The organism is Faecalibacterium sp. 3 (genome assembly GCF_048323735.1).
Taxonomy (GTDB): domain Bacteria; phylum Bacillota; class Clostridia; order Oscillospirales; family Ruminococcaceae; genus Faecalibacterium; species Faecalibacterium wellingii.
Window position 1 is genome coordinate 2150735 of record NZ_JBLWFN010000001.1, and the last position, 24373, is coordinate 2175107.

Sequence of the window (24373 nt, forward strand, 5' to 3'; positions counted from 1 at the left end):
GAGGCTTTTCTTTGTTTACAGACGCTATCAAAAATTCCAAAATTCAATTGCGATAACAGCGATCCTGACCGACCAGCCAGTCTTCGCACAGGCGCTGCGCTTCTTCCAGACTGCGGCTTTCACAATCAAAGAAAGCACCGCGCATCGAGCAGTAAGAATAATGGACACGGGGAGCACCATTGGCATCCTTAAAGCGTTCACAGCGTTCCTGTCCGGGCATCAGAAAAAGTTGTTCCATAGTCCATTCTCCTTTTTTGCAGCAATCAGCGGTAAGCACACAACGTTTGCTATTGTAGCACGGCAGGAGAGAATATGCCATTGCCGTTTTGCCCAAAGATTCGCTGCTTTTTTCTCCCGGATGTCACTTGACAACGTAGGAACGCAGTTTGCCGACACACGAACCACCGACTGCATATCCGTGCGGTCAGCGGTTACTGTTTTGGGCTGCAAATAAAGAGAACCGGCACATCATCTGGCTGTGCTGCGAGAGGCTCCATGGAAAAACGCTGGATACAATAAAAATATTTTGTGCAATTTTCATAGTTTTCTAAATGATGTTTTGGTGGTACAATAGAAGCATTAAAATAGGTCTTTTCAGGAGGAGCACATGGCAGAAAAGAACATTGAACTGGATAGCGTAGAGGTGGCTGCGGCGGTCTTTGGCAATTGTGACCGCAACATCCGTCTGCTGGAACACGAATTTTCGGTTACGGCAGTCTGCCGAGGCACGCAGCTGCGGCTCTCGGGCGAGCCTGCTAACGTTGCCGCTGCGAACCGTGCCGTGGAAGGGATGCTGCTTCTGATGGAAAATCATACGCCGCTGGAGGATCAGACGGTGCGTTACTGCATCAGTCTGGCTCACGACGGTGCGGAAAAGCGGGTCAAGGAACTGACCGAGGACTTTGTAACGGTGACGGTCAAGGGCCGTCCTATCCGGCCTAAGACTTTGGGACAGAAAGAATACCTGAATGCGATCCGCAGCAATGCCATCACCTTTGGCGTTGGCCCGGCGGGCACAGGCAAGACCTATCTGGCTGTGGCCATGGCAGTGAAAGCGTTCAAGGCCAAGGAAGTATCCCGCATTGTGCTGACCCGCCCGGCAGTGGAAGCAGGCGAGAAGCTGGGCTTCCTGCCCGGTGACCTGCAGCAGAAGGTAGACCCTTATCTGCGCCCACTGTATGACGGCCTGTTTGATATGCTGGGTGCCGAGACCTATGAGCGTCTTGTGGAAAAACAGATCATTGAGGTGGCGCCTCTTGCCTATATGCGAGGCCGCACGCTGGACGATTCCTTTATTATTCTGGACGAGGCGCAGAACACTACACCCGAGCAGATGAAAATGTTTCTGACCCGCATGGGAGTGGGTTCCAAGGTCGTGGTCACCGGTGATGTGACCCAGATTGACCTGCCGGAGCGAACACGCAGCGGCCTTGTAGACGCACTGCATGTGCTCAAGAATGTGAACGGCATTGCGCAGTGCTACTTCACGGAAAAGGACGTTGTGCGTCATCGCCTTGTGCAGGAGATCATCAAGGCCTATGAAAAAGCTGCACACCCTGAAAAATAAGATCCTCAGAGTTGAGATAAAAGATTATCAAAAGCAGAAAGGAGTGGACTGATTTATGTCCAATAAAGTTTTGATCACCAATTCACAGAAGGCCGTCAAGGTTCCTTCTGGTCTGCGTATCCTTATCCGCCGTGCCTGCAATGCTGTACTGGAATATGAACACTTTGAAGCACCTGCAGAGATCAGCGTTACCTTTGTGGATAACGCTGCCATTGCAGAGCTGAACAACCAGTACCGCAACAAGCCCATGCCCACTGATGTGCTGAGTTTCCCTCTGGGGGTGGATGGCAAATACGATGTGGACGAGAACAACGGCTGCAAGATGCTGGGAGATATCGTCATCAGCATGGAGCGTGCACAGGAGCAGGCCAACCTTTACGGCCATCCGCTGCAGCGTGAGGTGGCTTTCCTGACCGTGCATTCCATGCTGCATCTGCTGGGCTATGACCACGAGAATGGCGGTCTGGAAGCGATGCATATGCGGGAAAAAGAAGAGGCCGTTCTGCTGCAGCTGGGTCTGCCGCGCACCGTCAGCTATACCGAGTAATTCACTTATCACCGTGCGGCTGCCGCACAAAACAGACAGGAGCTATATTTTGAGTAACGCAACACCCATTCAGGGGCATTATGATACGTCGTCCGTTTTTGTAGCGGTCATTGGCCGTCCCAATGTAGGCAAATCCAGCCTGACCAACCTTCTGGTCGGTGAAAAGGTGGCGATCGTCACCTCCAAGCCTCAAACTACCCGTACCCGCATCACGGGCGTCATTACCCGCGGGCCACTGCAGTATGTTCTGCTGGATACGCCCGGTGTGCACAAGGCACGCAACAAACTGGGTAAGCGGATGGACAAGACGGCCAGCGACTCCATTGCAGATGTGGACGTTTCCATGATGCTGTTTGAGCCCTATGGCGCATTGAACGAATCCGAAATGGTGCTGGTGGATATGCTGCGCAGCAGTGGTGGCCCGGCTATTGCCGTCATCAATAAGACGGATCTTGTCAAGGAGTCTGCCGATCTGGAGGCCCGCAGGGAAGAGCTGAAAGCGCTGGGCGTGTTCGATGATATCTACACAGTCAGTGTACGGGATAACGATGGCTGTGAGGTGCTGTTCGATGCACTGAGCCGCTATGCCGTGGAGGGCCCACATTACTTTGATGATGACGCCTACACCGACATGCCGGAAAAAGAGCTGGTGGCAGAAGTCATTCGTGAGAAGGCACTTCTGTTCATGCGGGATGAGATCCCGCACGGCATCGCCGTTGTGGTGGAACGTTTCAAAGAGCGCCCGGACACAGACCTGATCGATATTGATGTGAACATTTACTGTGAGCGTGAAAGCCACAAGGGCATGGTTATTGGCAAGGGCGGTGCAATGCTGAAAAAGATTGCCAGTGCAGCCCGTGCAGACTGCGAGGAGTTTCTTGGCTGCCGGGTCAATCTGCAGTGCTGGGTCAAGGTAAAGTCAGATTGGCGGGATAACGAGTTCTTGCTGAACAACTTTGGTTTTAAGCAGAACAATAACAATCGCTGACACTTTCCAGATCAGGACAGATTTCCCTTGGATGAAGGAGCAGAATAAAACTGAAACTATCCACAAAAGGGAAGAGGTGCTGTAAGATGGATGCGCAGACAAGTTGGCAGGCGTTTGCCTGCACGGGCAATATCCTTCGCTATCTCGATTATAAGCGAAAGCAGCCGGAAGAAGCCACAGCAGAGGACAGGAAAAATGGAAGCCTTTGTAACCACGGGTCTGGTGCTGAAGGAGACCCGCTATAAGGAATCGGATCGGATCCTGACGATCCTGACGCCGGAGCTGGGTGTGATCTCAGCCTCTGCACAGAGCAGCCTGCGGCTGAAAAGCAAATTGTTCAGCGCCTGCGGGCTGTTCTGCTATTCAGAGTTTACGCTGGTGCCGGGCCGCAACATGTATACCGTGCGGGAAGCCGAAGTGAAAAACGTCTTTCACGGCATTTCGGCCAGCATTGAAGGCATGAGCCTTGCGATGTATATGGCTGAAATGGCAATGACTCTTTCGCCCACCGGGCAGGAAGCACAGCGGGAACTCCGGCTTTTGTTAAACTGCTTTTATATGGTCAGTGAGAGCAAAACAGATCTGCGGGTGGTCAAAGCCGTTTTTGAGCTGCGCACAATGAGTGAATGCGGCTTTATGCCGCAGATCGTATGCTGCCGTGACTGCGGTGTGTACGATGGAGCCGCCTTTTATCTGGATGTGCAGGAGGGGCATCTGCTTTGTGCGGATTGTGCCGCAAAGCAGGGTAAGACCTGCAATCTGGATCAGGGCGCTTTGTATGCATTGCGGCATATCTGTCTTGTAGACGACAAAAAAATATTTGCATTTAAAATATCTGTGGGCAGTCTGGAAAAGCTTGCTGCGGTGGCAGAGCGGTATGCTCTGGTCCATCTGGACAAGCCCTTGAAAAGCTATGACTTTTTAAAATCGCTGCTGCCCTGAGCATAAAGGAAACCCTATGGAAACAAGTTACTTAAAAACACTGGAACTGGATAAGATCATCGCCCGTGCAGCAGAAGGCTGTGTGTGCAAGGAAGCACATGAGATGTTGCTTGCCCTTCAGCCGCAGTGCGACCCGGACGAAGTGCGCTATGCGCTGGAGCAGACCGACGCGATCAATACCCTGCTGATTAAGAATGGCTCACCTCGTTTTGGCGGTGTAGAAAATGTCAGCCAGCTGGCGGCACGCGCGGTCAAGGGCGGTGTGCTCTCAATGGGTGAGCTGCTGATGGTAGCCGGTGCGCTGCGCAATTTTCAGAATCTTTCAAGCTGGTATGGAGCATCGGAGCACGATGCTCTGCCGACAGATGATCTGTTCTATGCACTGGCACCGCAGCCAAGTCTGGAACAGCAGATCTCCAGTGCCATTCTGGCACCGGATGCCATGGCAGACACGGCTTCCTATACGCTGAATGACCTGCGCAAGAAGATCCGCGCCACCGAAAACAGCATCCGAGACCGCTTGGAAAGCATGGTGCGCAACATGGACACCTCCAAATATCTGCAGGAGAGTGTGGTATCCATGCGCAACGGCCGGTATGTTGTGCCGGTCAAGAGCGAATATCGCGGCGAAGTGAGCGGCATTATCCACGACGTATCCTCCACCGGAGCCACTGTTTTTGTGGAGCCGCAGGCCGTTGTGGAAGCAAATGCCCGCATTTTGCAGTATCGCGCACAGGAAGCCCAGGAGATCGAACGTATATTGGTAGCGTTCACTGCACAGGTGGCCGCCATCGAACCGCAGTTCCAGTACAGCTATAAGGCCATGCTGGAAATTGACATTCTGCTGGCAAAAGCGCGTCTGGCGCTGGATCTCAAGGCCTTTAAGCCTGCTGTGCGTACAGACAATTCTTTCTCTCTGATCCGTGCGCGGCATCCGCTGATCGACCCTAAAAAGTGCGTGCCGGTAGATATTGCATTGGGCAAGGAATACGATTCGCTTATTATCACCGGCCCGAACACCGGCGGCAAGACCGTCACCTTGAAAACCGCCGGTCTACTGTGCGCTATGGCGCAGTGCGGCTTTTTGATCCCGGCTGATGAGCGCAGCGAGATCTGCGTATTTGACGAATTTCTGGTAGACATCGGCGACGAGCAGAGCATTGAGCAGAGCCTTTCCACCTTCTCCGGCCACATGAAAAAGATCACCGGAATCCTGGAGCTTGCCATGCCGCATACGCTGGTGCTGCTGGACGAGTTGGGTGCCGGTACCGACCCCGCTGAGGGCGCTGCATTGGCTGTTGCCATCATTGAGGAACTGCGCCGCCGCGGCGTTTTGCTGATGGCCACCACCCATTACGCAGAGCTCAAGGTGTTTGCACTGGAAACAAAAGGCGTGGTCAATGCCAGCTGTGAGTTTGATCTGGAAACACTGCGCCCCACCTACAAACTGAGTGTCGGCGTACCGGGCAAATCCAATGCATTCCTCATCAGTGAAAAACTTGGCATCCCGGAGCGTGTCATTGAAGCGGCGCAGCAGCACCTGTCCGCAGAGGATAAGCGGCTGGATGCTGTTCTGGGGCAGCTGGACGATTTGAAATTACAGCTGAAGGAAAGCCAGAACGAGGTGGAAGAGCTGAAAAATGAGGCCTCGCATCAGCTGGAAGCCGCCCAGAAAAAACGCGATGAGCTGATCCAGCAAGGCGAAAATGAGCTGGAAGCCGCCCGTGCCAAGGCCCGCGCACTGGCTCAGCAGGTGGAAAGTCAGGCCTACGCTCTGACCGATGAGCTGCGCCAGCTGCAGAAAGATGAACGCATGAACACCCAGCAGAAGGCACAGCGCGCACGTGAGATCGCAAAGAAAGAATCCGAAAAACTCTTTATCGGCACAGAAGTGGTGCACAATCCCGTCAAGGAGTTTGTGCCGCTGAAAGAGGTCAAAGTAGGGCAGGAGGTCTGCATTGCAGAGCTGAACCAGCTGGCCACCGTGCTGGCTCTGCCGGATAAAAACGGTGATGTGCTGGTGCGTGCCGGTATCATCAAGACCAAGGTCCCGCTCAAGGGATTGAAGCAGCCGGAAAAACTGGTCAAGGAAACGAAACCGCAGACCAAGGCGCAGCAGCGCTACTCCCGCCTGACCGGTGATGCCAACCGTCCAAACGGCAGGGTAGAGCGCGTGCAGCGTTCTGCTAAAATGGAATGCAATCTGCTCGGTCTGACCGTGGACGAAGCATTGCCGGAGGTGGATTCCTTTATTGACCGTGCGATTCTGAACGGGCAGACGGTGGTCTACCTGATCCACGGCAATGGAACCGGTGCGTTGCGCACAGCCATTCATAAGCATCTGCGCGGAAACCGCATGGTCAAAAATTTTCGTCTGGGCCGCTACGGCGAAGGTGAAAGCGGCGTGACCGTGGTAGAACTGAAATAGCAAAAAGCTATCCGGAGTACGATCTGGATAGCTTTTTCTCTTGATCTGCAGGAATTTGCTGCGCAAGATCGTATTCTATAAGGAATACTGATATTAGAAGGAAGTAGGCCAACATGGCAAAACGATATTCCAAAGCCGCACATGCAAAAAGACACAAACAAACTTCTCACAAAATCAAAAACGTCATCATCCTGATTTTTTGCGGGGCGGCTATTTGGTTTGGCTGTTCACTTTGGTACGCAGCACGGACGCTGCAGACGGCTCACCCCGCTGAAAGCATTGCCGGTGAAGAGTTTCGGCCACAGGTAGGCGACCCGCCATACCGGGTGGTGATCGATGCCGGGCATGGTGGTGCAGACCCGGGCGCAAGGGGAGTCGTTGAAGAAAAAAATATGACGGCTGCCACAGCAGCAGAACTGATCCGATTGTTACAGCAGGATGCAAATTTTATCCCACTGCAGACCCGTAACAGCTTCGATGAGACCGCAACGCCTGCACAGCGTGCGGCCCGGGCTTCGGAGCAGTCGCCGCAGCTGCTGCTCTCTATCCATGGCAACTCTGCTGCAAATGGCTCCACGGCATCCGGCTTTGAATGCTATCCGTCCGTACCGGGCCGCACCTGGCATCAGGAAAGCTTTTATTTTGCACAGCTACTTGCGGAAGGGATGCAGGCCTCAGGCGCAGCATTGCGCGGGCACGGGGGAGTCCGGTACATCTATTACCTGGAAAACGATCAGAAACAACTGGTGGAGAGCACCCATACCGAAATACGGGAAGAACGCAGCTTTACATTGTTAGAAGACGTGAACTGTCCGGCTGTATTGGCAGAACAGTGCTTTGTAACGAATGAAGCCGATGCAGCACGGTTCGGCAGCGAAGAAGGCTGTAAAAAAGCGGCACGCATTTATTATGAGGCGATCTGTGAATACTTTGGCACACAGCCGCAGTCTGAACAGCTGGCCGGACTTTCCCTGAATTGAACAAAAAGAGATGTACCGGCAGAACGATTCTGTTCCAGACGATGCACTCACAAACGGGTCTCCGAACTCGAAAGTGGAAGAGAGAGGAGATCTGCTTTTTTGATTGCACACATTTCGTATAATGCACGTTATGTGAAATACAGGGAAGCGAAAAAAGCCTCTTTTCTCAGATTCGGCTTTTTCGGCAGTCTGTGGACCTTTCGCTGACTGCAGTGCTGTTTTATCGGCTTTTTGCAGTTTTTCATCGTTTGATGCATTTCATTTGCGTTTTGCTGTTGTAATTCTTTTTCCGAATCATTTTCTATAACGGGTTTTACCGGACGCACATGCATTCGCTTTCTGCGTACAGTGTTCTTTTTCAGGCACGCATCTTTTACATTCATTATGGTATCCGTGTTAGAACCATTCTGATCATTTTATTTTTCTGTGCATGACCATTCGTTCGTGCTATTTTAATTCGTTGGCTGGATTCCGGCCTATGATTCCATGATAACCTATAAAAACGTCTATGACAGATCCGAGTCCTAGACCTGTCACAGACGGTGCAGATTCATTTTATATAATGAGGTGTTTCTTGCTTATAAGTAAAAATCAGTCGTTCCGGTTTTCAATGTCAGCATTCTGCGCCATGGCAAGCGCAGCAGCGTCCAGACCAATGCCATCCTTGGCTGCGCCGTCAAACGCTTCCATCGGCACAGGCTCTTGCTCCGGCATTGTTTTCTCGCTGCTCTCCCCTGTTTCCTGTTCTGTTGTATCCAAGACTTTGGGCTCGGATTTTGGCTTTTTGAGTTTACCCAGAGGGTTTTCCTCAATAGCGGCACGCACCTGAAATTCTTGCAAATGCGTGTAAATTTGGGTGGTAGAAACGCTGCTGTGACCCAGCAGCTGCTTTAAAGTCAGAATGTCCACATTACCAGTCTGATACATCAGAGTGGCTGCAGTGTGTCGCAGCTTATGGGTTGAAAAGCCCTTCAGTCCGGCAGCCTTCATGGCACCGGTAACAAGCTGCTCTACCCTGCGGTTTGAGATGCGTTCCTTGCGCCGCCGGGTGATGAATACGGCTTTTTCCTGCGGCAAAAGGCCCTCCATCGTGTTGCGCTTGCTTAAATAGAGCTGCAGTGCCTCAATGCATGCGTCATTCAGATAGACCATGCGCTCCTTATGGCCTTTGCCGAACAGCCGGATCTGGCGGTTTTCCAAATCGATATCGTCAAGATTCATTCCTACCAACTCGGCCAGACGCATCCCACAGTTTAGGAACAGCACGACCATGCAGTAATCTCGTTCTGGAAAATCGCTTTGTGTCTGCGTGCTTTCCAAAAGTTCAATGGACTGTTCCGCTGTCAGGTATTTGGGCAGAACTTTATCCTGCTTGGGTGGATGGATGGCGGCTGTGGGGTCCGCATCCAGCCGGTTGACCTGATTGACCAGATAATCGTAAAAGCCGTGCAGACTGGCCAGCCGCCGGGCGGTCGAAGATTTTTTGTTGCCGCATTCACGGCTCAAAAAATACAAATATTCATAAATATCTTCTTTTGTGACCGTTGCCCAGAATGCGGTATTCAGACCTTTCGGATCGATGTCCTTCATTTCGCTGTCATCCGGAACAAGGCCGCGGCGGCGCTTCATGAAACGGCTGAAGCCGCGCAGGTCACAGTAATAACTGAATGCCGTATTGGCGCTTTTGCCCGCGATCACTTCCAGATAGCGGACATATTCTATGATATCCTGTGAAGCATCATCGAATTGCTTATGCTTGCCAGGATTTTTTTCATCCAGATAGATCGACATAGTTCCCTCTTATAATTTTATAAACGGTCCGATTTCAGCGCGTTGATGGCATCCGTGATATAGGCTGCACCGACCAGCTGCATTCCCGGGTAATCTGCCGGGTTCAGATGATTCAGGCTGTGCTTCGGGATCACCGCGCGTTCAAAGCCAATACGTTCTGCCTCGTGCAGGCGCTGTTCCAAATTGGGAACGCTGCGTACTTCACCGCCAAGGCCGACCTCGCCAATGGCGATCAGCTTATCACTGACAGGCCTGTCCAGCAGCGATGAGACCATGCTCAGGCAGACCGAAAGATCACAGGCTGTATCCCGCAGTGCAATGCCGCCCACGATATTGATATAGACATCCAGATTGCCAAAGAAGTAGCCTGCACGCTTTTCCAGCACAGCGATCAGCAGATTCATGCGGTTGTAATCGTAGCCGCTGCAGGCACGGCGCGGTGCCGGAAAATTTGTTTTGGTGGCGAGAGCCTGAATCTCGCTCAGGATGGGCCGGCTGCCTTCCATGGTACAGGCCACACAGTTGCCGGAAACGCCCAGAGGCCGACCCTCCAAAAGCATTTGCGAGGGATTTTCAATTTCTGCAAGGCCCTGCCCTGTCATATCAAACATGCCAAGTTCATTGGTGGAGCCGTAGCGGTTTTTGGCCGCACGCAGGATGCGGTACGGCAGCATTTTATCGCCCTCAAAATAGAGCACCGTATCCACAATGTGCTCCATGACCTTGGGTCCTGCAATGGCACCGTCCTTGTTCACATGGCCCACGATAAACATGGGGATCTCCTGCTTTTTGGCAACGGCCAGTAAGCGCGCAGCGCTCTCCTTCACCTGACTTACGGTGCCGGAAGAGGACGAAATATCCATGCAGCGCATCGTCTGGATAGAATCGATGACTACCAGATCCGGCTTTTCCTTTTCGATCAGGCCGCAGATCTCATCCACGTCGTTTTCAGCTGCCAGAAAAATGTTGTCCTGCGGCACCTTCAAACGGGCCGCACGCAGCTTGACCTGCCGCACCGATTCCTCGCCGGTGATATACAGCACGCTGTGCCGGTTGGAAATAGCACCGCACAGCTGCAACAGCATGGTGGACTTGCCTACGCCGGGCTCACCGCTCAGCAGCACCACGCCGCCCAGCACAATGCCGCCGCCCAGCACGCGGTCCAGCTCGGAAATGCCCGTCAGGATGCGGCTCTTTTCTTCTGTAGTGCTGATCTCAGAAAGGCGCTTGGCTGTCAGGCTGGTCACGCCCTCGGGCCGTGCCGCTGCTGCCTGCTTGGCTGCGGCGGTGCCGGGTTTGGGGGCTTCGGCCACAACGTCTTCATTCATGGTGTTCCAGCTGCCGCAGCTGGGGCAGCGGCCCATCCAGCGGGGGCTTGTCTCCCCGCAGTTGGAGCACACATAGACTGTCTTTATTTTCATCAAAAGCTCCTGTTTTCATTGTATCGGTTTTAGTTTTCTCTATTGTAGCATACAACATGCAAACCCGCAAGAAAAGCATCTTCAGATGCTCCCTGATCAAAGCCGACTGCTGATAGCGGCAAGCGCAGTGGAGACCCCGCATAGAGGCAGGAACAAAACGATGGTGAGCAGATAGGCACGCATCAGCGTATTGAGCCGGATTCTCTCGTGCCCCGCACAAAAATCCGGAGTGAAAAAAGAACAGGCGCGTATCTGCCCGCTTACCCGCAGAGCATCCGCTCCAAAGATACATAGCCCATCGGCTGCTGCAGCAGCAGGCAGCAGAGCAACGAGCAATCTCCCTGCGTTTCGTTGCAGTTCAAACAGCTGGACGGTCAGCATTCCGCTTCCCAGCCCGTAGAACATGGCAAACAGGAAGATCAGAACCGGCCCCAGTGCAGAAAACCCCAGCAGCAGAAGGACTGTTGCCGCAAAAACCAATGTAAGATACTGTATACCAAAAAGATCGATCGTCGCCTGTGAACCTGCGGCAGCAAACAGCTTGCTCCATGCCTGAAAATAGTGGGCTGTCCAATCCAAAGGCTGCGCTGCGCACATTGCCTCAATCACTCCGGCAGCCGTGCTGCCAAGCAAAAATGCACAGACGAGCAGCCAGCAATTTTTTTGCCCGGATATCTGCCGGGATGCAGATTTTTGTATAGACGAACGCGTTTGAGACGGTGATCCTTCATCCGGCAATTCCGGCCGCAAGGGTTCGGCTGACCCAAGGGCCGGAGCCATGCTGACCTCCGGGCATGGATGCCCTGTAAATTCTTGATCGGCTGCAGTCTGCTGATAGACCCACATTACAAAACCTCCTGTGAACTTTCTCCTGTCAGCTGCGGCGCTTGCTCTCACGGCTCTTCATACCAAGAAAGCCTCCGATGCTGCCGCACAAGATCACAATTGCAAAGCGCATCTGTGCACCACTTTCGGCGATAGCTCCGGATGGGATACTGAGCACACAGAGCAGTGCGGCATAAAACACGCCCTGCACAAGCCCGCAAATCAGCCCGCGCTCTTTTTTACAGAATGCTGCTACCCAGCCGCCGCAGAAGCTTCCGACACCAACGGCAGCTGTGGCAAGAGGTTCGGCGGCTGTACCCGGACATTTTTGAGCGACCATCCATGCGGCCATTGCCGCCAGACATACCGCCGTTACTACAAAGGCAGTCCCGCCTGCCAGAAAGAGAAAACGGAGTTCCGCGGGGGGAAATTTTTTCTCAGACATAAAAACGCGCCTCCCTGCCAGTAATCTATGCAGGAAGACGCGTTTGATATGCTCTTAATCGTTTGAAGAAAAAGCTTACTTCTTGTCAGCCTTGTCCATGTTCAGCTTTTCAACTGCAGAAATTGCAGTCTTGGTAAAGCGGATCTTCACACGGTCGGCACCGGTCTCAAGAACAAAGGTATCGTCCTTGATCGCAACCACACGGCCAATGACGCCGCCGATGGTCGTGACCTGATCACCGATCTCCAGACTGCTGCGCATTGCAGCGTCCTTCTTCTCCTGCTTCTTCTGGGGACGATAGATCATGAAGTACAGCAGGACCAGCATCAGCGCCAGTGTAAAGAACAGGCTGATGTAGCCTTCGGACGTAGTAGTCAGAAATTGCATGGGGCAAAATCTCCTCTCAAAATTCAGATAGAATTATTATACCTTTTTAAACGACAGGTTGCAAGGGCTATTCTCAAATTCGGGTATCCAGAAGCTTTACATAGTTGTCGTGGAAGGCTGTAAAGGTACCGGCATCCAGTTCATCGCGGATGCGCTCCATCAGATGGTTATAGAACCACAGGTTGTGCATGACAGCAAGGCGCATTCCCAGGATCTCTTCTGCTTTGAACAGGTGACGGATATAAGCGCGGGAATAGCTGCGGCAGACCGGGCAGCCACAAGCAGGATCGATGGGGCGTTCATCACGCTCATACTTTGCATTCTTGATGTTGATAATACCGCCCCAGGTGTTCAGGTGACCATGCCGTGCGTTGCGGCTGGGCATTACACAGTCAAACAGATCCACACCGCGGGCAACTGCCTCGATGATATTGCCCGGCGTGCCCACGCCCATCAGATAGCGGATCTTATCCTTGGGCATGTGGGGCTCCACCTGACTGATCATTTCGTACATCACTTCGGTAGGCTCGCCTACAGCCAGACCGCCGATGGCGTAACCGTCCAGATCAAGGTCAGCGATCTGCTTCATGTGCTCTACACGCAGATCCGCAAAGGTGCAGCCCTGATTGATGCCAAACAGCAGCTGATCGGGATTTACGGAGATGCCCTCATGCTTCAGGCGGGCCATTTCATCCTTGCAGCGCTTCAGCCAGCGGGTCGTGCGTTCACAGCTGGCTTTGGAGTAATCGTGCTGTGCGGGGTTTTCCACGCATTCATCAAAGGCCATGGCGATGGTAGAGCCAAGGTTTGCCTGAATCTGCATACTCTCTTCCGGGCCCATAAAGATGCGGTGGCCGTCCAGATGGGAGGCGAAGGTCACCCCCTCTTCGGTGATCTTGCGCAGCTTGGCCAGACTGAATACCTGAAATCCACCACTGTCCGTCAGGATGGGACCGTTCCAGCGGGTGAACTTGTGCAGACCGCCCATGTCTGCCACTACCTTGTCGCCGGGACGAAGGTGAAGATGATAAGTATTGCACAACATCACCTGCGCACCGATCTCCTTAAGGTCATGGGCCGAAAGGCCGCCCTTGATAGCACCGGCAGTAGCCACGTTCTGAAAAGCGGGCGTCTGCACCGTGCCATGCACGGTCTTGAACTCGCCCCGCCGGGCGTCATGTTCCTGCTTGAGCAGCTTGTAGGTCGTCAAAGAAGGCATAGTTTTTATTCCTTTCTGTGCACGGAAAACAGCCGTGCAATCTTCATGAAAAAGCCTGGGATCAGGCTCATCAACAACAGAATGCCGGAAAAAGATCAAAGGATCAGCATCGCATCGCCGAAACTAAAGAAGCGATAGTGTTCCTCCACAGCTACTTTATAGGCAGCCATGGTCTTTTCGTAGCCGTACAAGGCCGATACCAGCATGATAAGGGTGCTTTCCGGCAGATGGAAGTTCGTGATAAGGCCATCGATGCAGTTGAACTTCACGCCCGGGTACAGAAAAATGGAGGTGTTGCCGCTGCAGGCGCGGATCTCGCCGTACTTTGCGGCAACAGCTTCCAGCGTGCGACAGCTGGTGGTGCCCACGGCGATCACACGATGACCGGCGGCTTTGGTGTCACGGATCATCTGCGCGGTCTTTTCATCGATGCAGTACCATTCGCTGTGCATTTTGTGATCCGCGATCTCATCCTCCTGCACAGGGCGGAAGGTGCCCAGACCCACATGCAGGGTCACTTCAGCAATGTTCACGCCCTTGGCACGGATGGTATCCATCAGCTCCGGCGTGAAATGAAGGCCGGCCGTAGGGGCTGCAGCACTGCCAAGCTCCTTTGCGTAAACAGTCTGATACTGGCTCTGATCCTCCAGCTGCTTTGTGATGTAGGGCGGCAGAGGCATTTTGCCAAATTCGTCCAGCTTTTCATAAAGCGTCTCAGTATCGTAATAAAATGTAACGTACTTGTTGCCATCTTCCATGGTCTCATCCACCACAGCAGTCAGGGATCCATCGCCAAAGCTCACTTTGGTGCCGGGCTGCATCCGCTTGCCGGGCTTTGCCAGACATTCCCACTGGTCACCTTTGACCTGACGCAGCAAAAGCAGCTCACACACAGCACCGGTGGGCTGCTTGACGCCCACGATGCGGGCAGGCAGAACCTTGGAATTGTTTACCACCAGCAGGTCGCCCGGCTCTAAAAATTCCGGCAGATCGTGGAAGATCTTGTGCTGGATGCTGTCGTCTTTCTGGCTCAGCACCATCAGCCGTGCAGAATCTCTGGGGTCAGCCGGCTCCTGTGCAATGAGCTCTTTGGGTAAATCATACCAAAAATCTTTTTTTAACATAGCGTGCAATTTGCCTTTCCGATGATTGACACGGACACCGTATCAATGATATCATAAAATCTATATAAACAGTATCTATTATATTGCATTGCTGTCCGGTTTGCAAGCCGTGAATCTATGTAATAGAAATATTTATTGATTGAGTTCGCTTTCACGAAAGGAAAGGTGCTGGAAATGGAAAAACAGTATAAAGTGGGTATCGTAGGTGCGACTGGTATGGTCGGTCAGCGTTTTGTGACGCTGCTGGAAAATCACCCCTGGTTCAAGCTGACCGTTCTGGCTGCATCCGGCCGCAGCGCCGGCAAGACCTATGAGGAAGCTGTCGGTCCCCGCTGGGCTATGACTGTCCCCATGCCGGAGAGCGTGAAGAAGATGATAGTTCTGGACGCTTCCAAGGTAGAGGAAGTTGCTTCGCAGGTGGATTTTATCTTCTGTGCAGTCAATATGCCCAAGGACGAGATCAAGGCTCTGGAAGAGGCTTATGCCAAGGCTGAATGCCCGGTGGTGTCCAACAACAGTGCAAACCGCTTCACCCCGGACGTGCCCATGGTGGTGCCTGAGATCAACGCCGATCACATCGAAATCATCCCCGCACAGCGCAAGCGTCTGGGCACCAAGCGCGGCTTTATTGCCGTCAAGTCCAACTGCAGCCTGCAGAGCTATGTTCCCGCACTGCACCCGCTGATGAAAGACTTCGGCGTCAGCAAGGCACTGGTGTGCACCTATCAGGCCATTTCTGGTGCAGGCAAGACCTTCGACCGTATGCCGGAGATCGTGGACAATGTGATCCCCTACATTGGCGGCGAGGAAGAAAAGAGCGAGCGCGAGCCGCTGAAGCTGTGGGGCCACATTGAGGGCGACCACATCGTCAACGCCGAGAAGCCTACCATCACTGCACAGTGCTTCCGCGTGCCTGTTTCGGATGGTCACACGGCTGCCGTGTTCGTGAGCTTTGATAAGAAGCCCACCAAGGAGCAGATTCTGGAGGCATGGGCAAACTTCCGCGGCCCCGCACAGGAGCTGGATCTGCCCAGCGCACCCAAGCAGTTCCTGCATTACTTCACCGAGCCGGATCGCCCGCAGCCCAAGCTGGACCGCAACACCGAGAACGGCATGGCTGTGTGCATCGGCCGTCTGCGCGAGGACACCCTGTTTGATTACAAGTTCGCCTGCATGAGCCACAATACTCTGCGCGGTGCCGCCGGCGGCGGTGTTCTGCTGGCCGAGCTGCTGGCCGCAAAGGGCTATTTTGACTGAGTATATTTTGCGTGCAAACGCATCAAAAGGAGTTTTTAGTCTATGAAGAATCCTGTCTTTACCGGCGCGGGTGTTGCCATTATCACCCCGATGTACGAGGACGGAAGCATCAATTTTGACGAGCTGGGCCGCATCGTTGAGGACCAGATCGCCCACGGTACCGACGCTATCGTGATCTGCGGTACCACCGGCGAGTGCTCCACCATGACCGACGAGGAACAGCTTGCTACTATCAAGTATACCGTGGACGTTGTAAACCATCGTGTGCCCGTCATTGCCGGTGCCGGCTCCAACGATACCGACCACGGCTGTGCACTGGCCGCAAAGTCTGCCGAATGCGGCGCAGACGCTCTGCTGATGGTAACACCCTACTACAACAAGACCTCTCAGGCTGGTCTGGTGGCTCACTTCACCGCCATGGCTGAGGCTGGCGGAATCCCGGTGATCGTGTACAATGTGCCCTCCCGCACCGGATTGAATATTGCACCCGAAACTGCACTGGAGCTGAGCAAGCACCCGCTGATCAACGGCATCAAAGAAGCTTCCGGCAACATTTCTCAGGTTGCAAAGATTGCCCAGCTGTGCGGAGACGAGCTGAACATCTATTCCGGTAATGATGATCAGGTGGTTCCCCTGCTCTCTCTGGGCGGCAAGGGCGTCATCAGTGTTGTCTCTAATGTCAAGCCTGAGCTGGTGCACAACTGCTGCAAGGCTTTCTTTGACGGCGATACCGCCAAGGCACGTCAGCTGCAGTTGGAAATGCTGCCGCTGGCTGATGCGCTGTTCTGTGAAGTGAATCCCATCCCGGTGAAGTATGCTATGAACGTGCTGGGCTGGGAGGCCGGCGAGTGCCGTCTGCCTCTGGTGGAGCCCAGTGACGCTCACAAGGAGCAGATTGAAAAGGCTCTGCGTGCAGAGGGTCTTATTAAGGAATAAGTTTTTTGGCTGCAAAATGCCCGGCGGAGCGCTCTGTCCGGGCATTTTGCGATATGCCGATATGCAAAGCGGGCAGGAAAGGATAAAAAATATGACAGATATTGTGATTCAGGGCATTGGCGGCCGTATGGGCCATGTGCTGTGTGATATGATCACACAGCGTGAGGACTGCCGCGTGATCGCCGGCATCGACCTGAAGGACGGCGATCAGAACGGCATCCCCGTGTACGACAGTCTGGAAAAGCTGGACGGCAAGGGCGATGTGGTCATCGATTTCAGCTCCCCTGCGGCCGTAGAAAAGGCTCTGCCCTACTGCGAGGCCCACAAGCTGCCCATTGTGGTATGCACTACCGGCCTTTCGGAAGAGTTGCAGCTCAAGGTGGTGCAGTTGTCCCGCACCGTTCCGGTGTTCAAAAGCGCGAATATGTCCATGGGCATCAATGTGCTGTCTGAGCTGTGCAAGCGCGCTTCGGCGATTCTGGGCGCGAATTACGACATTGAGATCGTGGAACAGCACCACCACAACAAGCTGGATGCTCCCAGCGGCACTGCACTGATGCTGGCTGATGCCATCAACGAGCAGAATAATGGCGAATATCACTATGTGTATGATCGTTCCTCCGTCCGTCAGAAGCGTGACCCGAAGGAGATCGGTATCAGCTCTGTGCGCGGCGGCAGCATCGTGGGTGATCACGAAGTGCTGTTCTGCGGTCCGGATGAAGTGATCACTCTCAAGCACACCGCTTATTCCCGCAATATTTTTGCAAACGGCGCGGTAAATGCTGCTGTTTACCTTGCAAAAAAGGAGCCAGGCCTGTACAATATGGGTGATATGATCGCTGCACTGTAAACAACGATCCACCCAGATGAAAGGATGTGGCCCTGAATGAGCAAGCTTCCCGCTCAGCATTATCGGCGACGGCCTCCTACAAGGCGGCGTATGAGGAAACATGCGTTTCAAATGGTGGTCTCTGTTCTGGCCATGTTTCTGCTCTGCATTTTCTTCCTTGCATGGACATTTCCGCGGGATCTGCTTCCGTCTGCCGGTTCTGTGGCAGCTATCCCAGAGCCGCCTTCCAGTCCGGCTGCAGCATCACCAGCGGCAGAACCGGAGCCTCAGCCAGTCGTGCAGACGGTACACTTTTCTGCCACCGGCGATAATCTGATCCACTCCCCTATTTACAAGCAGGCAAAGCGCCGGGCTGCCGGAACAGAAGGCTACAGCTTTGATTACTGCTATGAGCACATCGCTCCCTTCTACGCGCAGCAGGACGTGAACTGGATCAATCAGGAAACGCTCTGTACGGACGAGCTGGAGCCATCCACCTACCCGTGCTTTTCCACTCCGGGCGATTGCGCACGGGCGCTTTATCGGGCTGGTGTACGGGTGTTCAGCCTTTCCAACAATCACACTTACGATAAAGGCGCTTCCGGCATTGCTGCTACGCTGCGGTTCTGGGACAGTATGCCGGAGGACGTTGTAACGACCGGTTTGTGGAAGGGAGAAAGCGACTACGGCCGCATCCCGATGCAGACGGTCAACGGTGTGACCATTGCATACCTCTCCTATACAGAGCATACGAACGGTATTCCACAGAGCAAAGCCATGACGGCCAACATCATCTACACCAGTCAGACGGATGTGATCGAACAACAGGTCCGGTCAGCGCACCAGCTGGCAGATTTTGTAGTGGTGGGTGTGCACTGGGGCGTGGAAAACAGTCATACCGTTGTGGATGCGCAGCGTGCATTGGCACAAAGCCTTGCGGATTGGGGCGCGGATCTGATCGTAGGTACGCATCCACATGTATTGCAGAACGCTCAATGGCTGACTGCGGCAGATGGCAGAAAGGTATTCACCGCCTATTCTCTGGGAAATTTTATCAGCACACAGGCAAAGCCGGATCAACTGGTGGGCGCACTTCTTACCGTGAAGCTTGAGAAAACAACAGAACCTGATGGCTCTGTTCACTGCACAGTGCTGGATCCCAGACTCTGGCCGACTGTAACGCATTACGACGCAGGCAAATCCAATGTGCGCACCTATCTGCTTCAGGACTACACTGCTGCGCTTGCTCAAGCGCACGGTGTGCGGAATGACTACCCGGATTTCAGTCTGGAGTGGATCCGGACGGTTGCCCGGAAAAATATAGACCCGGAATTTTTGCAGCTCACCTGAGTGAATTTTACGTTGTTGAAGCCCGCTTTTCGGGCAGAACGGAGGTTCTTTATGTACGGAGTATCGAAGATCAACATTGAGACCAGCCTGATGATGATCAGTGTGCAGGACGTGGAGTTCAAGGGCAACAGTCTGGCACGGTATTTGCAGATTTTTGCGGATAACGGCGTGGTCGTAGATATGATCAGCCAGAGTGCACCCCATGGTACTACCATTGATTTCAGCTTTACCGCTTCCAGCAGTGATCTTCCGCTGGTGATGAAGGCCATTTCCGTTGCAAACCTGGACAAGGATGCCAAGGCTTCCCCGCTGATCAGCGTGGGCTACTCCAAGCTGAACCTGTTTGGAGAGGAAATGGTCGCCAGCTGCGGCGTGGCCGCCCGTGCCCTGAACGCGCTTGCAATGGCGGACATTGAGGTTCTGCTCATTACCACCAGCGATCTGGACATTTCCCTGCTGGTCCATGCAGAAAACGAGGATGCCGCTTATGAGGCTCTGAAGAAGGCTTATGAGCTGTAAGCTGTTTTCTTGATGCAGTAAACATGAAAAGGCGCAGATGAGTCAGCAAACTCACCTGCGCCTTTTGTTCTGTAAAAGAATCAGCCTGCACCGTTTTATCGGTATGCAGACTGATTCTTTCAGGATGTTTTCATTACAGGGTGACCTTATGATAGATCTTTTTGCCCTTTTTGATCACAATGCCCTTTGCCAGCTGTTCGGCAGTAAAGCTTACAGTAGGAGCTGCGGCTTTCTCACCGTCCACCAGCACACCGCCCTGCACCACCAGACGGCGTGCCTCGCCGTTGGATGCAGCCAGACCAGCCTTGACCATCAGGGTCAGGATACCGATGGAGCCATCGGTCAGGTCGGCCTCGGTCAGCTGAGTGGAAGGCATGTGCTCGGTATCCATGGCGTTGCCGCTGAACAGAGCGCGGGCTGCGTTCTGAGCCTTTTCGGCTTCTTCCTTGCCATGAACCATGCTGGTCAGCTCGTAAGCCAGAATTTCCTTGGCCTCGTTCAGGCGCTGATCCTTCCAGGTGCTCATTTCATCGATCTGCTCCAACGGCAGGAAGGTGAGCATCCGGATGCACTTCATCACGTCGGCGTCGCCCACATTGCGCCAGTACTGGTAGAACTCGAAGGGGCTGGTCTTATTGGGATCCAGCCAGACTGCATTGCCGGCGGTCTTGCCCATTTTCTTGCCCTGAGAATCGGTCAGCAGGGTGATCGTCATGGCATAAGCGTCTTTGCCCAGCTTACGACGGATCAGCTCTGTACCGCCCAGCATGTTGCTCCACTGGTCATCGCCGCCGAACTGCATGTTGCAGCCGTAGTGCTGGAACATATAGTAGAAGTCGTAGCTCTGCATGATCATGTAGTTGAACTCGAGGAAAGACAGGCCCTTTTCCATGCGCTGCTCATAGCACTTGGCGCGCAGCATGTTATTCACAGAGAAGCAGGCACCCACGTCACGCAGCAGCTCAACATAATTCAGGTTCAGCAGCCAGTCGGCATTGTTCAGCATCAGGGCCTTGCCATCGGAAAAATCGATGAATTTTTCCATCTGCCTTTTAAAGCAGGCCGCATTGTGAGCGATGTCTTCCTTGGTGAGCATCTTGCGCATGTCGGTACGGCCGGAAGGATCACCGATCATGGTAGTGCCGCCGCCGATCAGCGCAATGGGCTTGTTGCCTGCCATCTGCAGGCGCTTCATCAGGGTCAGGGCCATGAAATGGCCAGCGGTCAGGCTGTCGGCAGTGCAGTCAAAACCGATATAGAAGGTTGCTTTGCCGTTGTTGATCAGGTCGATGATCTCATCATCGGTGATCTGAGCCACCAGCCCGCGAGCCTTGAGTTCTTCGTACAGAGTCATAATCATTTCCTCCTGTTTGTATGGGCAGAGGGAAAATAAAACGCCCTCTGCCAAAAATAAATTTGGCAGAGGGCGAGAAAAATCGCGGTACCACCTCTGTTTGCCGTTCCCTCACAGAAACGACCTCACGAGTGCACACCCCAGAGTAGAGTGACACTCCTGCGTTTGTAACGCTCGCACGCGGCACAGCCTACTAGCCTTGTAAAGGCATTCGACCTGCAGCTCCGGGAGGTATTTCCCCTGCTGCTCTGCAGCCCCTTGCACCAACCGGGACTTCTCTGGGCAGAGCGCTTCAAGGTACTTGTTCCCTTCAACGCCATTAACAATAGCTACTTTATCACAATACCGGATACTTGTCAACCCCTGTCTCCAGCAGCAGCCGAAACAGGCTTACTGCGCTCCGAGACCCAGCATTTCCCGGGCATTTGCACGGGAAATGTCGGTCACATGGTCACCGGAGATCAAGCGGGCCAGCGCCTCCACACGGCCTTCCTCATCCAGCGGGTGAATTTCGGTATAGGTGCGGTCATTGGCCACATTTTTCTGGATCAGCAGATGGCAGTCGGCCAGTGCAGCGATCTGGGCTGTATGGGTGATGCACAAAATCTGGTGGCCCTGCGCACTCTGACGCAGAACTTCGCCGATGCGCCCAGCAGCCTTGCCGGAAACACCGCTGTCAATCTCATCATAAATCACCGTAGGCACAGCATCTTTATCTGCCATTGCGTTCTTGATGGCCAGCGTAATACGGCTCAGCTCGCCGCCAGACGCAATTTTTGCAAGGGGTTTGGGCGCCTCACCGGGATTTGTGGAAATGTAGAACTCAATGCTGTCCTGTCCATGGCTGGCCAACGGGCCGCGGGTGTGCCGCAATGTCATGCGTACACCCGGCATATTCAAAAAATCCAGCGTGCCGGAAATGCGTTTGTTCAGTGCTTCAAAAGCGTTCAGCCGCGTCTGGGTCAAGGCCTCTGCCTTTTCACGGGCCAGCGCATAAAGACGCCGCTTTTCTGCCTGCAGATGGTCGTGCCGTTCCTGAGAGGACTGGATGCGTTCCAGTTCCTCCCTTGCATTCTGTCCGAATTCGATCACATCTTCTACCGTATCACCATATTTACGCTTGAGCTTATAGATGAGATCCAGCCGCTGCTCGATCTCATCCAGTTCAGCGTCATTGGTATCGTAGGAGTCCAAACGGCCGATCAGGTCAGCAGCAACATCCTTTGCATTATAGTAAAGATCCAGCAGTTGGCTGGATGCAGCAGCAAGTGCATCGTCAAGCTGCGCTGCCGTATCGATTGCATGGGAGGCTTCGCCCAGCAGATCGACAGCACCGGACGATTCGTCATCGCCCGAAAGCAGAGCATAACTCTGTGCGATCTTATCCCGGATAGCCGATGCATTGGCCAGAATTTTTCTGCGGCTTTCCAAGGTCTGTTCCTCGCCAGCCGTCAGCCCGGCGTCTTCGATCTCCTGTACCTGATAGCTCAGCAGATCGATTTTTCTCTGCTTTTCGGCCTCGTCGGTGATCATGGCATCCAGTTCTCGCTTGATGCGCACAAGCTCCCTGTACAGTACATAGTATTCCTGAAATTCCGCGTCGTTCTGTGCATAATCATCCAGAATTCCCAGATGCCTTGCCGGGTTCAGAAGTCCCACGGAGTCATGCTGACCGTTAATGTTGATAAGTCCGCCGCACAGCTCCCGCAGGACGGACGCGGTCGCGGGCATGCCGTTGATGCGGCAGGTGCTCTTGCCCTCGGCGGTGATCTCACGGCTGAGCATCAGCGCATCCGAACGTTCGTACCCCGCCTTCTCCAGACTGTCCAGCACGGCATCCGGCACCTGTTCAAAGGCAGCACGGATGACGGCCTTGGATGCGCCCGTGCGCACAAGGTCTTTTGAAGTGCGGTTACCAAGAATGGCATTGATGGAATCGATCAGGATGGACTTGCCTGCACCGGTTTCACCTGTGAGGACATTCAGACCAGGCTTGAAATGCACTTCAGCCTTCTGGATAACTGCAACATTTTCAATTTGCAGGCTGCTTAGCATATACTCTCTCCCGCATTATTTTTGTACGATGTGCCGGATCAGCTCTGAGCAGATCGTTTTTGCGTCGCGCTCTGACCGCGCAACGATCAGGAACGTGTCATCGCCTGAAAGAGTGCCGACAACATTTTTCCACTGCAGTGCGTCAAAAACTTCGCAGGCCGCATTGGCCATGCCCGAGTAGCACTTTACCAGTACAACATGCCCGGCATAATCCACGCCCAGCACAGATTCATGAAAGATCGTTTCAAAACGGCCCTGTGCCTTGGGGTTAAAGCTTTCGTTCCGGCTGGAAACATAGCGGTATCCCTCGGCCGTCGCGGCTTTTACCAGACACAGCTCCCGGATATCGCGGGAAACTGTGGCCTGTGTTACCTCAAAGCCTTCTTTGGAAAGATAGTCCAGCAAAACTTCCTGCCGACTGATCGGGTACTCCCGTACAAGTCGAAGGATCGCCTGCTGACGTTCTCCTTTACTTCTTACATCATCTTTGCGGCTGCGCGCCATATCAAACTCGCCTCCCGTTTATCGTCTGCTGCGAAGCTTCTGATCGATTGCCTGAAACTGATCGGCTTTTCCGAAGGTGATCAGCTTTACCACCTGATCCGAAAGCCGGACTTCAGCTGTTGCGCCGGCTTTGAGTGGATAACCGGCTGCTCCATCACAGCTGATAAAAACCTCATCGTCTGCCACCTGCCCGACACAGATGTTCAATTTACGCTCCTGCGCAAAAACCATGGCCGGGCTCGCCAGACTGTGCGGACAGATCGGCGTTACGACGACGCCTTTTGTCTGTGAATCCAGAATGGGGCCGCCTGCTGCCAGTGAATACGCGGTGGAACCCGTAGGCGTGGCAACAATGACGCCATCCCCGCGGTAGTGCTCCACAAGGATATCATCGCAGTAGATGCTGAAATCAATCGCCTGCTGCAACCGGCCTTTTGTGACCACGACGTCATTCAGTGCATGTCCCTCCCAGCCATCATGGCCCAGAACATGCACATACAGCAGCATCCGGTGATCCAGACTGAACTCCCCTCTGGCAACAGCGGAGAGTTTGGTCTCCATTTCGTTGACCTCACAAGTTGCCAGAAAACCGCAGCGTCCCAAATTGATGCCAAGGATCGGCTTTGCATACCGGAGCGACAGGTTTGCCTCATGCAAAATTGTGCCATCACCGCCGATGGTCAGGATCACATCTGAGCGCTCAAGGCATTCCTCCTGCGGCAGATAGACCACACCCGCGGTACTGCATTCCGCACACAATTCTTTGCACATCAGAACAGCCGCACCATGCGTCAACAGGATCTGTGCCGCACGCAGCGCGATCTCATTGGCAGAAGTTTTGCCGGGGTTCGGCGAAATATAGATCGTCATACCGGAAGCTCCTTTTGCATTTGAATTTTTTGCGT

General features: G+C 53.7%; 23 protein-coding genes and 1 other annotated feature. Of the genes, 11 read left to right on the top strand and 12 right to left on the bottom strand.

The features are described 5' to 3' along the window. Window positions 1-43: 43 nt before the first annotated feature. A complete protein-coding gene (locus ACNSPV_RS10225) occupies window positions 44-238 on the bottom strand; it encodes a DUF3873 family protein (RefSeq protein ID WP_249236626.1) in 195 nt (64 codons plus the stop codon). A gap of 369 nt (window positions 239-607) precedes the next feature. Here ACNSPV_RS10225 and ACNSPV_RS10230 point away from each other — a divergent pair, with 369 nt between their 5' ends. The 6 genes from ACNSPV_RS10230 to ACNSPV_RS10255 all read left to right on the top strand — a co-directional run bounded on the left by ACNSPV_RS10230 (window position 608) and on the right by ACNSPV_RS10255 (window position 7452). Then, a complete protein-coding gene (locus ACNSPV_RS10230; RefSeq protein ID WP_249236627.1) occupies window positions 608-1567 on the top strand; it encodes a PhoH family protein in 960 nt (319 codons plus the stop codon). Window positions 1568-1622: 55 nt separating this feature from the next. Further along, window positions 1623-2114, top strand: coding sequence for an rRNA maturation RNase YbeY (gene ybeY, locus ACNSPV_RS10235; protein WP_249236628.1), 492 nt, complete (start codon window positions 1623-1625; stop codon window positions 2112-2114). A gap of 49 nt (window positions 2115-2163) precedes the next feature. Further along, complete coding sequence (gene era / locus ACNSPV_RS10240) at window positions 2164-3102, top strand: GTPase Era (RefSeq protein WP_348583504.1); 939 nt, start codon at window positions 2164-2166, stop codon at window positions 3100-3102. A gap of 195 nt (window positions 3103-3297) precedes the next feature. Then, on the top strand, window positions 3298-4044 hold the full coding sequence (recO, locus tag ACNSPV_RS10245; protein WP_249236630.1) for a DNA repair protein RecO: 747 nt from the start codon (window positions 3298-3300) through the stop codon (window positions 4042-4044). 16 nt (window positions 4045-4060) lie between these two features. Next, a complete protein-coding gene (locus tag ACNSPV_RS10250; RefSeq protein WP_348583503.1) occupies window positions 4061-6472 on the top strand; it encodes an endonuclease MutS2 in 2412 nt (803 codons plus the stop codon). A gap of 113 nt (window positions 6473-6585) precedes the next feature. After that, on the top strand, window positions 6586-7452 hold the full coding sequence (locus ACNSPV_RS10255; RefSeq protein ID WP_348583502.1) for an N-acetylmuramoyl-L-alanine amidase: 867 nt from the start codon (window positions 6586-6588) through the stop codon (window positions 7450-7452). 591 nt (window positions 7453-8043) lie between these two features. Here ACNSPV_RS10255 and ACNSPV_RS10260 read toward each other — a convergent pair. The 7 genes from ACNSPV_RS10260 to queA all read right to left on the bottom strand — a co-directional run bounded on the left by ACNSPV_RS10260 (window position 8044) and on the right by queA (window position 14664). Further along, window positions 8044-9243, bottom strand: coding sequence for a tyrosine-type recombinase/integrase (locus ACNSPV_RS10260; protein WP_348583501.1), 1200 nt, complete (start codon window positions 9241-9243; stop codon window positions 8044-8046). Between the two features lie 17 nt (window positions 9244-9260). Beyond that, window positions 9261-10664, bottom strand: coding sequence for a DNA repair protein RadA (radA, locus tag ACNSPV_RS10265; RefSeq protein WP_348583500.1), 1404 nt, complete (start codon window positions 10662-10664; stop codon window positions 9261-9263). Between the two features lie 96 nt (window positions 10665-10760). Continuing rightward, entirely contained in the window at window positions 10761-11510 is a 750-nt protein-coding gene (locus ACNSPV_RS10270; RefSeq protein ID WP_348583499.1) for a hypothetical protein, read from the bottom strand. 28 nt (window positions 11511-11538) lie between these two features. Then, window positions 11539-11934 carry a TIGR04086 family membrane protein gene (locus ACNSPV_RS10275; RefSeq protein ID WP_348583498.1) on the bottom strand — a complete coding sequence of 132 codons (396 nt, stop codon included), beginning with the start codon at window positions 11932-11934 and terminating at the stop codon, window positions 11539-11541. A gap of 75 nt (window positions 11935-12009) precedes the next feature. Continuing rightward, window positions 12010-12321, bottom strand: a complete 312-nt coding sequence (gene yajC / locus ACNSPV_RS10280; RefSeq protein ID WP_005942086.1) for a preprotein translocase subunit YajC — start codon at window positions 12319-12321, stop codon at window positions 12010-12012. A 73-nt stretch (window positions 12322-12394) separates the two neighbouring features. Then, complete coding sequence (gene tgt, locus ACNSPV_RS10285) at window positions 12395-13540, bottom strand: tRNA guanosine(34) transglycosylase Tgt (protein ID WP_348583497.1); 1146 nt, start codon at window positions 13538-13540, stop codon at window positions 12395-12397. A 95-nt stretch (window positions 13541-13635) separates the two neighbouring features. Continuing rightward, a complete protein-coding gene (gene queA, locus ACNSPV_RS10290) occupies window positions 13636-14664 on the bottom strand; it encodes a tRNA preQ1(34) S-adenosylmethionine ribosyltransferase-isomerase QueA (protein WP_348583496.1) in 1029 nt (342 codons plus the stop codon). 174 nt (window positions 14665-14838) lie between these two features. Here queA and asd point away from each other — a divergent pair, with 174 nt between their 5' ends. The 5 genes from asd to ACNSPV_RS10315 all read left to right on the top strand — a co-directional run bounded on the left by asd (window position 14839) and on the right by ACNSPV_RS10315 (window position 19555). After that, window positions 14839-15921 carry an aspartate-semialdehyde dehydrogenase gene (asd, locus tag ACNSPV_RS10295; protein WP_348583495.1) on the top strand — a complete coding sequence of 361 codons (1083 nt, stop codon included), beginning with the start codon at window positions 14839-14841 and terminating at the stop codon, window positions 15919-15921. Between the two features lie 42 nt (window positions 15922-15963). After that, a complete protein-coding gene (gene dapA, locus ACNSPV_RS10300) occupies window positions 15964-16857 on the top strand; it encodes a 4-hydroxy-tetrahydrodipicolinate synthase (protein ID WP_339394879.1) in 894 nt (297 codons plus the stop codon). A 91-nt stretch (window positions 16858-16948) separates the two neighbouring features. Further along, window positions 16949-17707 carry a 4-hydroxy-tetrahydrodipicolinate reductase gene (dapB, locus tag ACNSPV_RS10305; RefSeq protein WP_348583494.1) on the top strand — a complete coding sequence of 253 codons (759 nt, stop codon included), beginning with the start codon at window positions 16949-16951 and terminating at the stop codon, window positions 17705-17707. A gap of 111 nt (window positions 17708-17818) precedes the next feature. Continuing rightward, window positions 17819-19036, top strand: a complete 1218-nt coding sequence (locus tag ACNSPV_RS10310; RefSeq protein WP_348583493.1) for a CapA family protein — start codon at window positions 17819-17821, stop codon at window positions 19034-19036. 51 nt (window positions 19037-19087) lie between these two features. After that, complete coding sequence (locus ACNSPV_RS10315) at window positions 19088-19555, top strand: ACT domain-containing protein (protein WP_348583492.1); 468 nt, start codon at window positions 19088-19090, stop codon at window positions 19553-19555. A 133-nt stretch (window positions 19556-19688) separates the two neighbouring features. Here the strand turns inward: ACNSPV_RS10315 and tyrS are convergent, their stop codons facing one another. The 4 genes from tyrS to ACNSPV_RS10335 all read right to left on the bottom strand — a co-directional run bounded on the left by tyrS (window position 19689) and on the right by ACNSPV_RS10335 (window position 24338). After that, complete coding sequence (tyrS, locus tag ACNSPV_RS10320; RefSeq protein ID WP_339394881.1) at window positions 19689-20909, bottom strand: tyrosine--tRNA ligase; 1221 nt, start codon at window positions 20907-20909, stop codon at window positions 19689-19691. A 65-nt stretch (window positions 20910-20974) separates the two neighbouring features. Continuing rightward, window positions 20975-21232: a binding site (T-box leader), on the bottom strand. Between the two features lie 67 nt (window positions 21233-21299). Continuing rightward, window positions 21300-22964 (bottom strand): DNA repair protein RecN, encoded by a 1665-nt coding sequence (gene recN, locus ACNSPV_RS10325; protein ID WP_348583491.1) that lies wholly within the window; start codon window positions 22962-22964, stop codon window positions 21300-21302. Window positions 22965-22979: 15 nt separating this feature from the next. After that, window positions 22980-23468, bottom strand: a complete 489-nt coding sequence (locus ACNSPV_RS10330) for an arginine repressor (RefSeq protein WP_339394883.1) — start codon at window positions 23466-23468, stop codon at window positions 22980-22982. A gap of 18 nt (window positions 23469-23486) precedes the next feature. Beyond that, a complete protein-coding gene (locus ACNSPV_RS10335; protein ID WP_249236646.1) occupies window positions 23487-24338 on the bottom strand; it encodes an NAD(+)/NADH kinase in 852 nt (283 codons plus the stop codon). Between the last annotated feature and the right edge of the window lie 35 nt (window positions 24339-24373).

Excerpts from the sequence above, each read along its gene's own strand:
- ACNSPV_RS10225 (WP_249236626.1), bottom strand. The coding sequence starts at position 238 with ATGGAACAACTTTTTCTGATGCCCGGACAGGAACGCTGTGAACGCTTT.
- ACNSPV_RS10230 (WP_249236627.1), top strand. The coding sequence starts at position 608 with ATGGCAGAAAAGAACATTGAACTGGATAGCGTAGAGGTGGCTGCGGCG.
- ybeY (WP_249236628.1), top strand. The coding sequence starts at position 1,623 with ATGTCCAATAAAGTTTTGATCACCAATTCACAGAAGGCCGTCAAGGTT.
- recO (WP_249236630.1), top strand. The coding sequence starts at position 3,298 with ATGGAAGCCTTTGTAACCACGGGTCTGGTGCTGAAGGAGACCCGCTAT.
- ACNSPV_RS10250 (WP_348583503.1), top strand. The coding sequence starts at position 4,061 with ATGGAAACAAGTTACTTAAAAACACTGGAACTGGATAAGATCATCGCC.
- ACNSPV_RS10255 (WP_348583502.1), top strand. The coding sequence starts at position 6,586 with ATGGCAAAACGATATTCCAAAGCCGCACATGCAAAAAGACACAAACAA.
- ACNSPV_RS10260 (WP_348583501.1), bottom strand. The coding sequence starts at position 9,243 with ATGTCGATCTATCTGGATGAAAAAAATCCTGGCAAGCATAAGCAATTC.
- radA (WP_348583500.1), bottom strand. The coding sequence starts at position 10,664 with ATGAAAATAAAGACAGTCTATGTGTGCTCCAACTGCGGGGAGACAAGC.
- ACNSPV_RS10270 (WP_348583499.1), bottom strand. The coding sequence starts at position 11,510 with ATGTGGGTCTATCAGCAGACTGCAGCCGATCAAGAATTTACAGGGCAT.
- ACNSPV_RS10275 (WP_348583498.1), bottom strand. The coding sequence starts at position 11,934 with ATGTCTGAGAAAAAATTTCCCCCCGCGGAACTCCGTTTTCTCTTTCTG.
- yajC (WP_005942086.1), bottom strand. The coding sequence starts at position 12,321 with ATGCAATTTCTGACTACTACGTCCGAAGGCTACATCAGCCTGTTCTTT.
- tgt (WP_348583497.1), bottom strand. The coding sequence starts at position 13,540 with ATGCCTTCTTTGACGACCTACAAGCTGCTCAAGCAGGAACATGACGCC.
- queA (WP_348583496.1), bottom strand. The coding sequence starts at position 14,664 with ATGTTAAAAAAAGATTTTTGGTATGATTTACCCAAAGAGCTCATTGCA.
- asd (WP_348583495.1), top strand. The coding sequence starts at position 14,839 with ATGGAAAAACAGTATAAAGTGGGTATCGTAGGTGCGACTGGTATGGTC.
- dapA (WP_339394879.1), top strand. The coding sequence starts at position 15,964 with ATGAAGAATCCTGTCTTTACCGGCGCGGGTGTTGCCATTATCACCCCG.
- dapB (WP_348583494.1), top strand. The coding sequence starts at position 16,949 with ATGACAGATATTGTGATTCAGGGCATTGGCGGCCGTATGGGCCATGTG.
- ACNSPV_RS10310 (WP_348583493.1), top strand. The coding sequence starts at position 17,819 with ATGGTGGTCTCTGTTCTGGCCATGTTTCTGCTCTGCATTTTCTTCCTT.
- ACNSPV_RS10315 (WP_348583492.1), top strand. The coding sequence starts at position 19,088 with ATGTACGGAGTATCGAAGATCAACATTGAGACCAGCCTGATGATGATC.
- tyrS (WP_339394881.1), bottom strand. The coding sequence starts at position 20,909 with ATGACTCTGTACGAAGAACTCAAGGCTCGCGGGCTGGTGGCTCAGATC.
- recN (WP_348583491.1), bottom strand. The coding sequence starts at position 22,964 with ATGCTAAGCAGCCTGCAAATTGAAAATGTTGCAGTTATCCAGAAGGCT.
- ACNSPV_RS10330 (WP_339394883.1), bottom strand. The coding sequence starts at position 23,468 with ATGGCGCGCAGCCGCAAAGATGATGTAAGAAGTAAAGGAGAACGTCAG.
- ACNSPV_RS10335 (WP_249236646.1), bottom strand. The coding sequence starts at position 24,338 with ATGACGATCTATATTTCGCCGAACCCCGGCAAAACTTCTGCCAATGAG.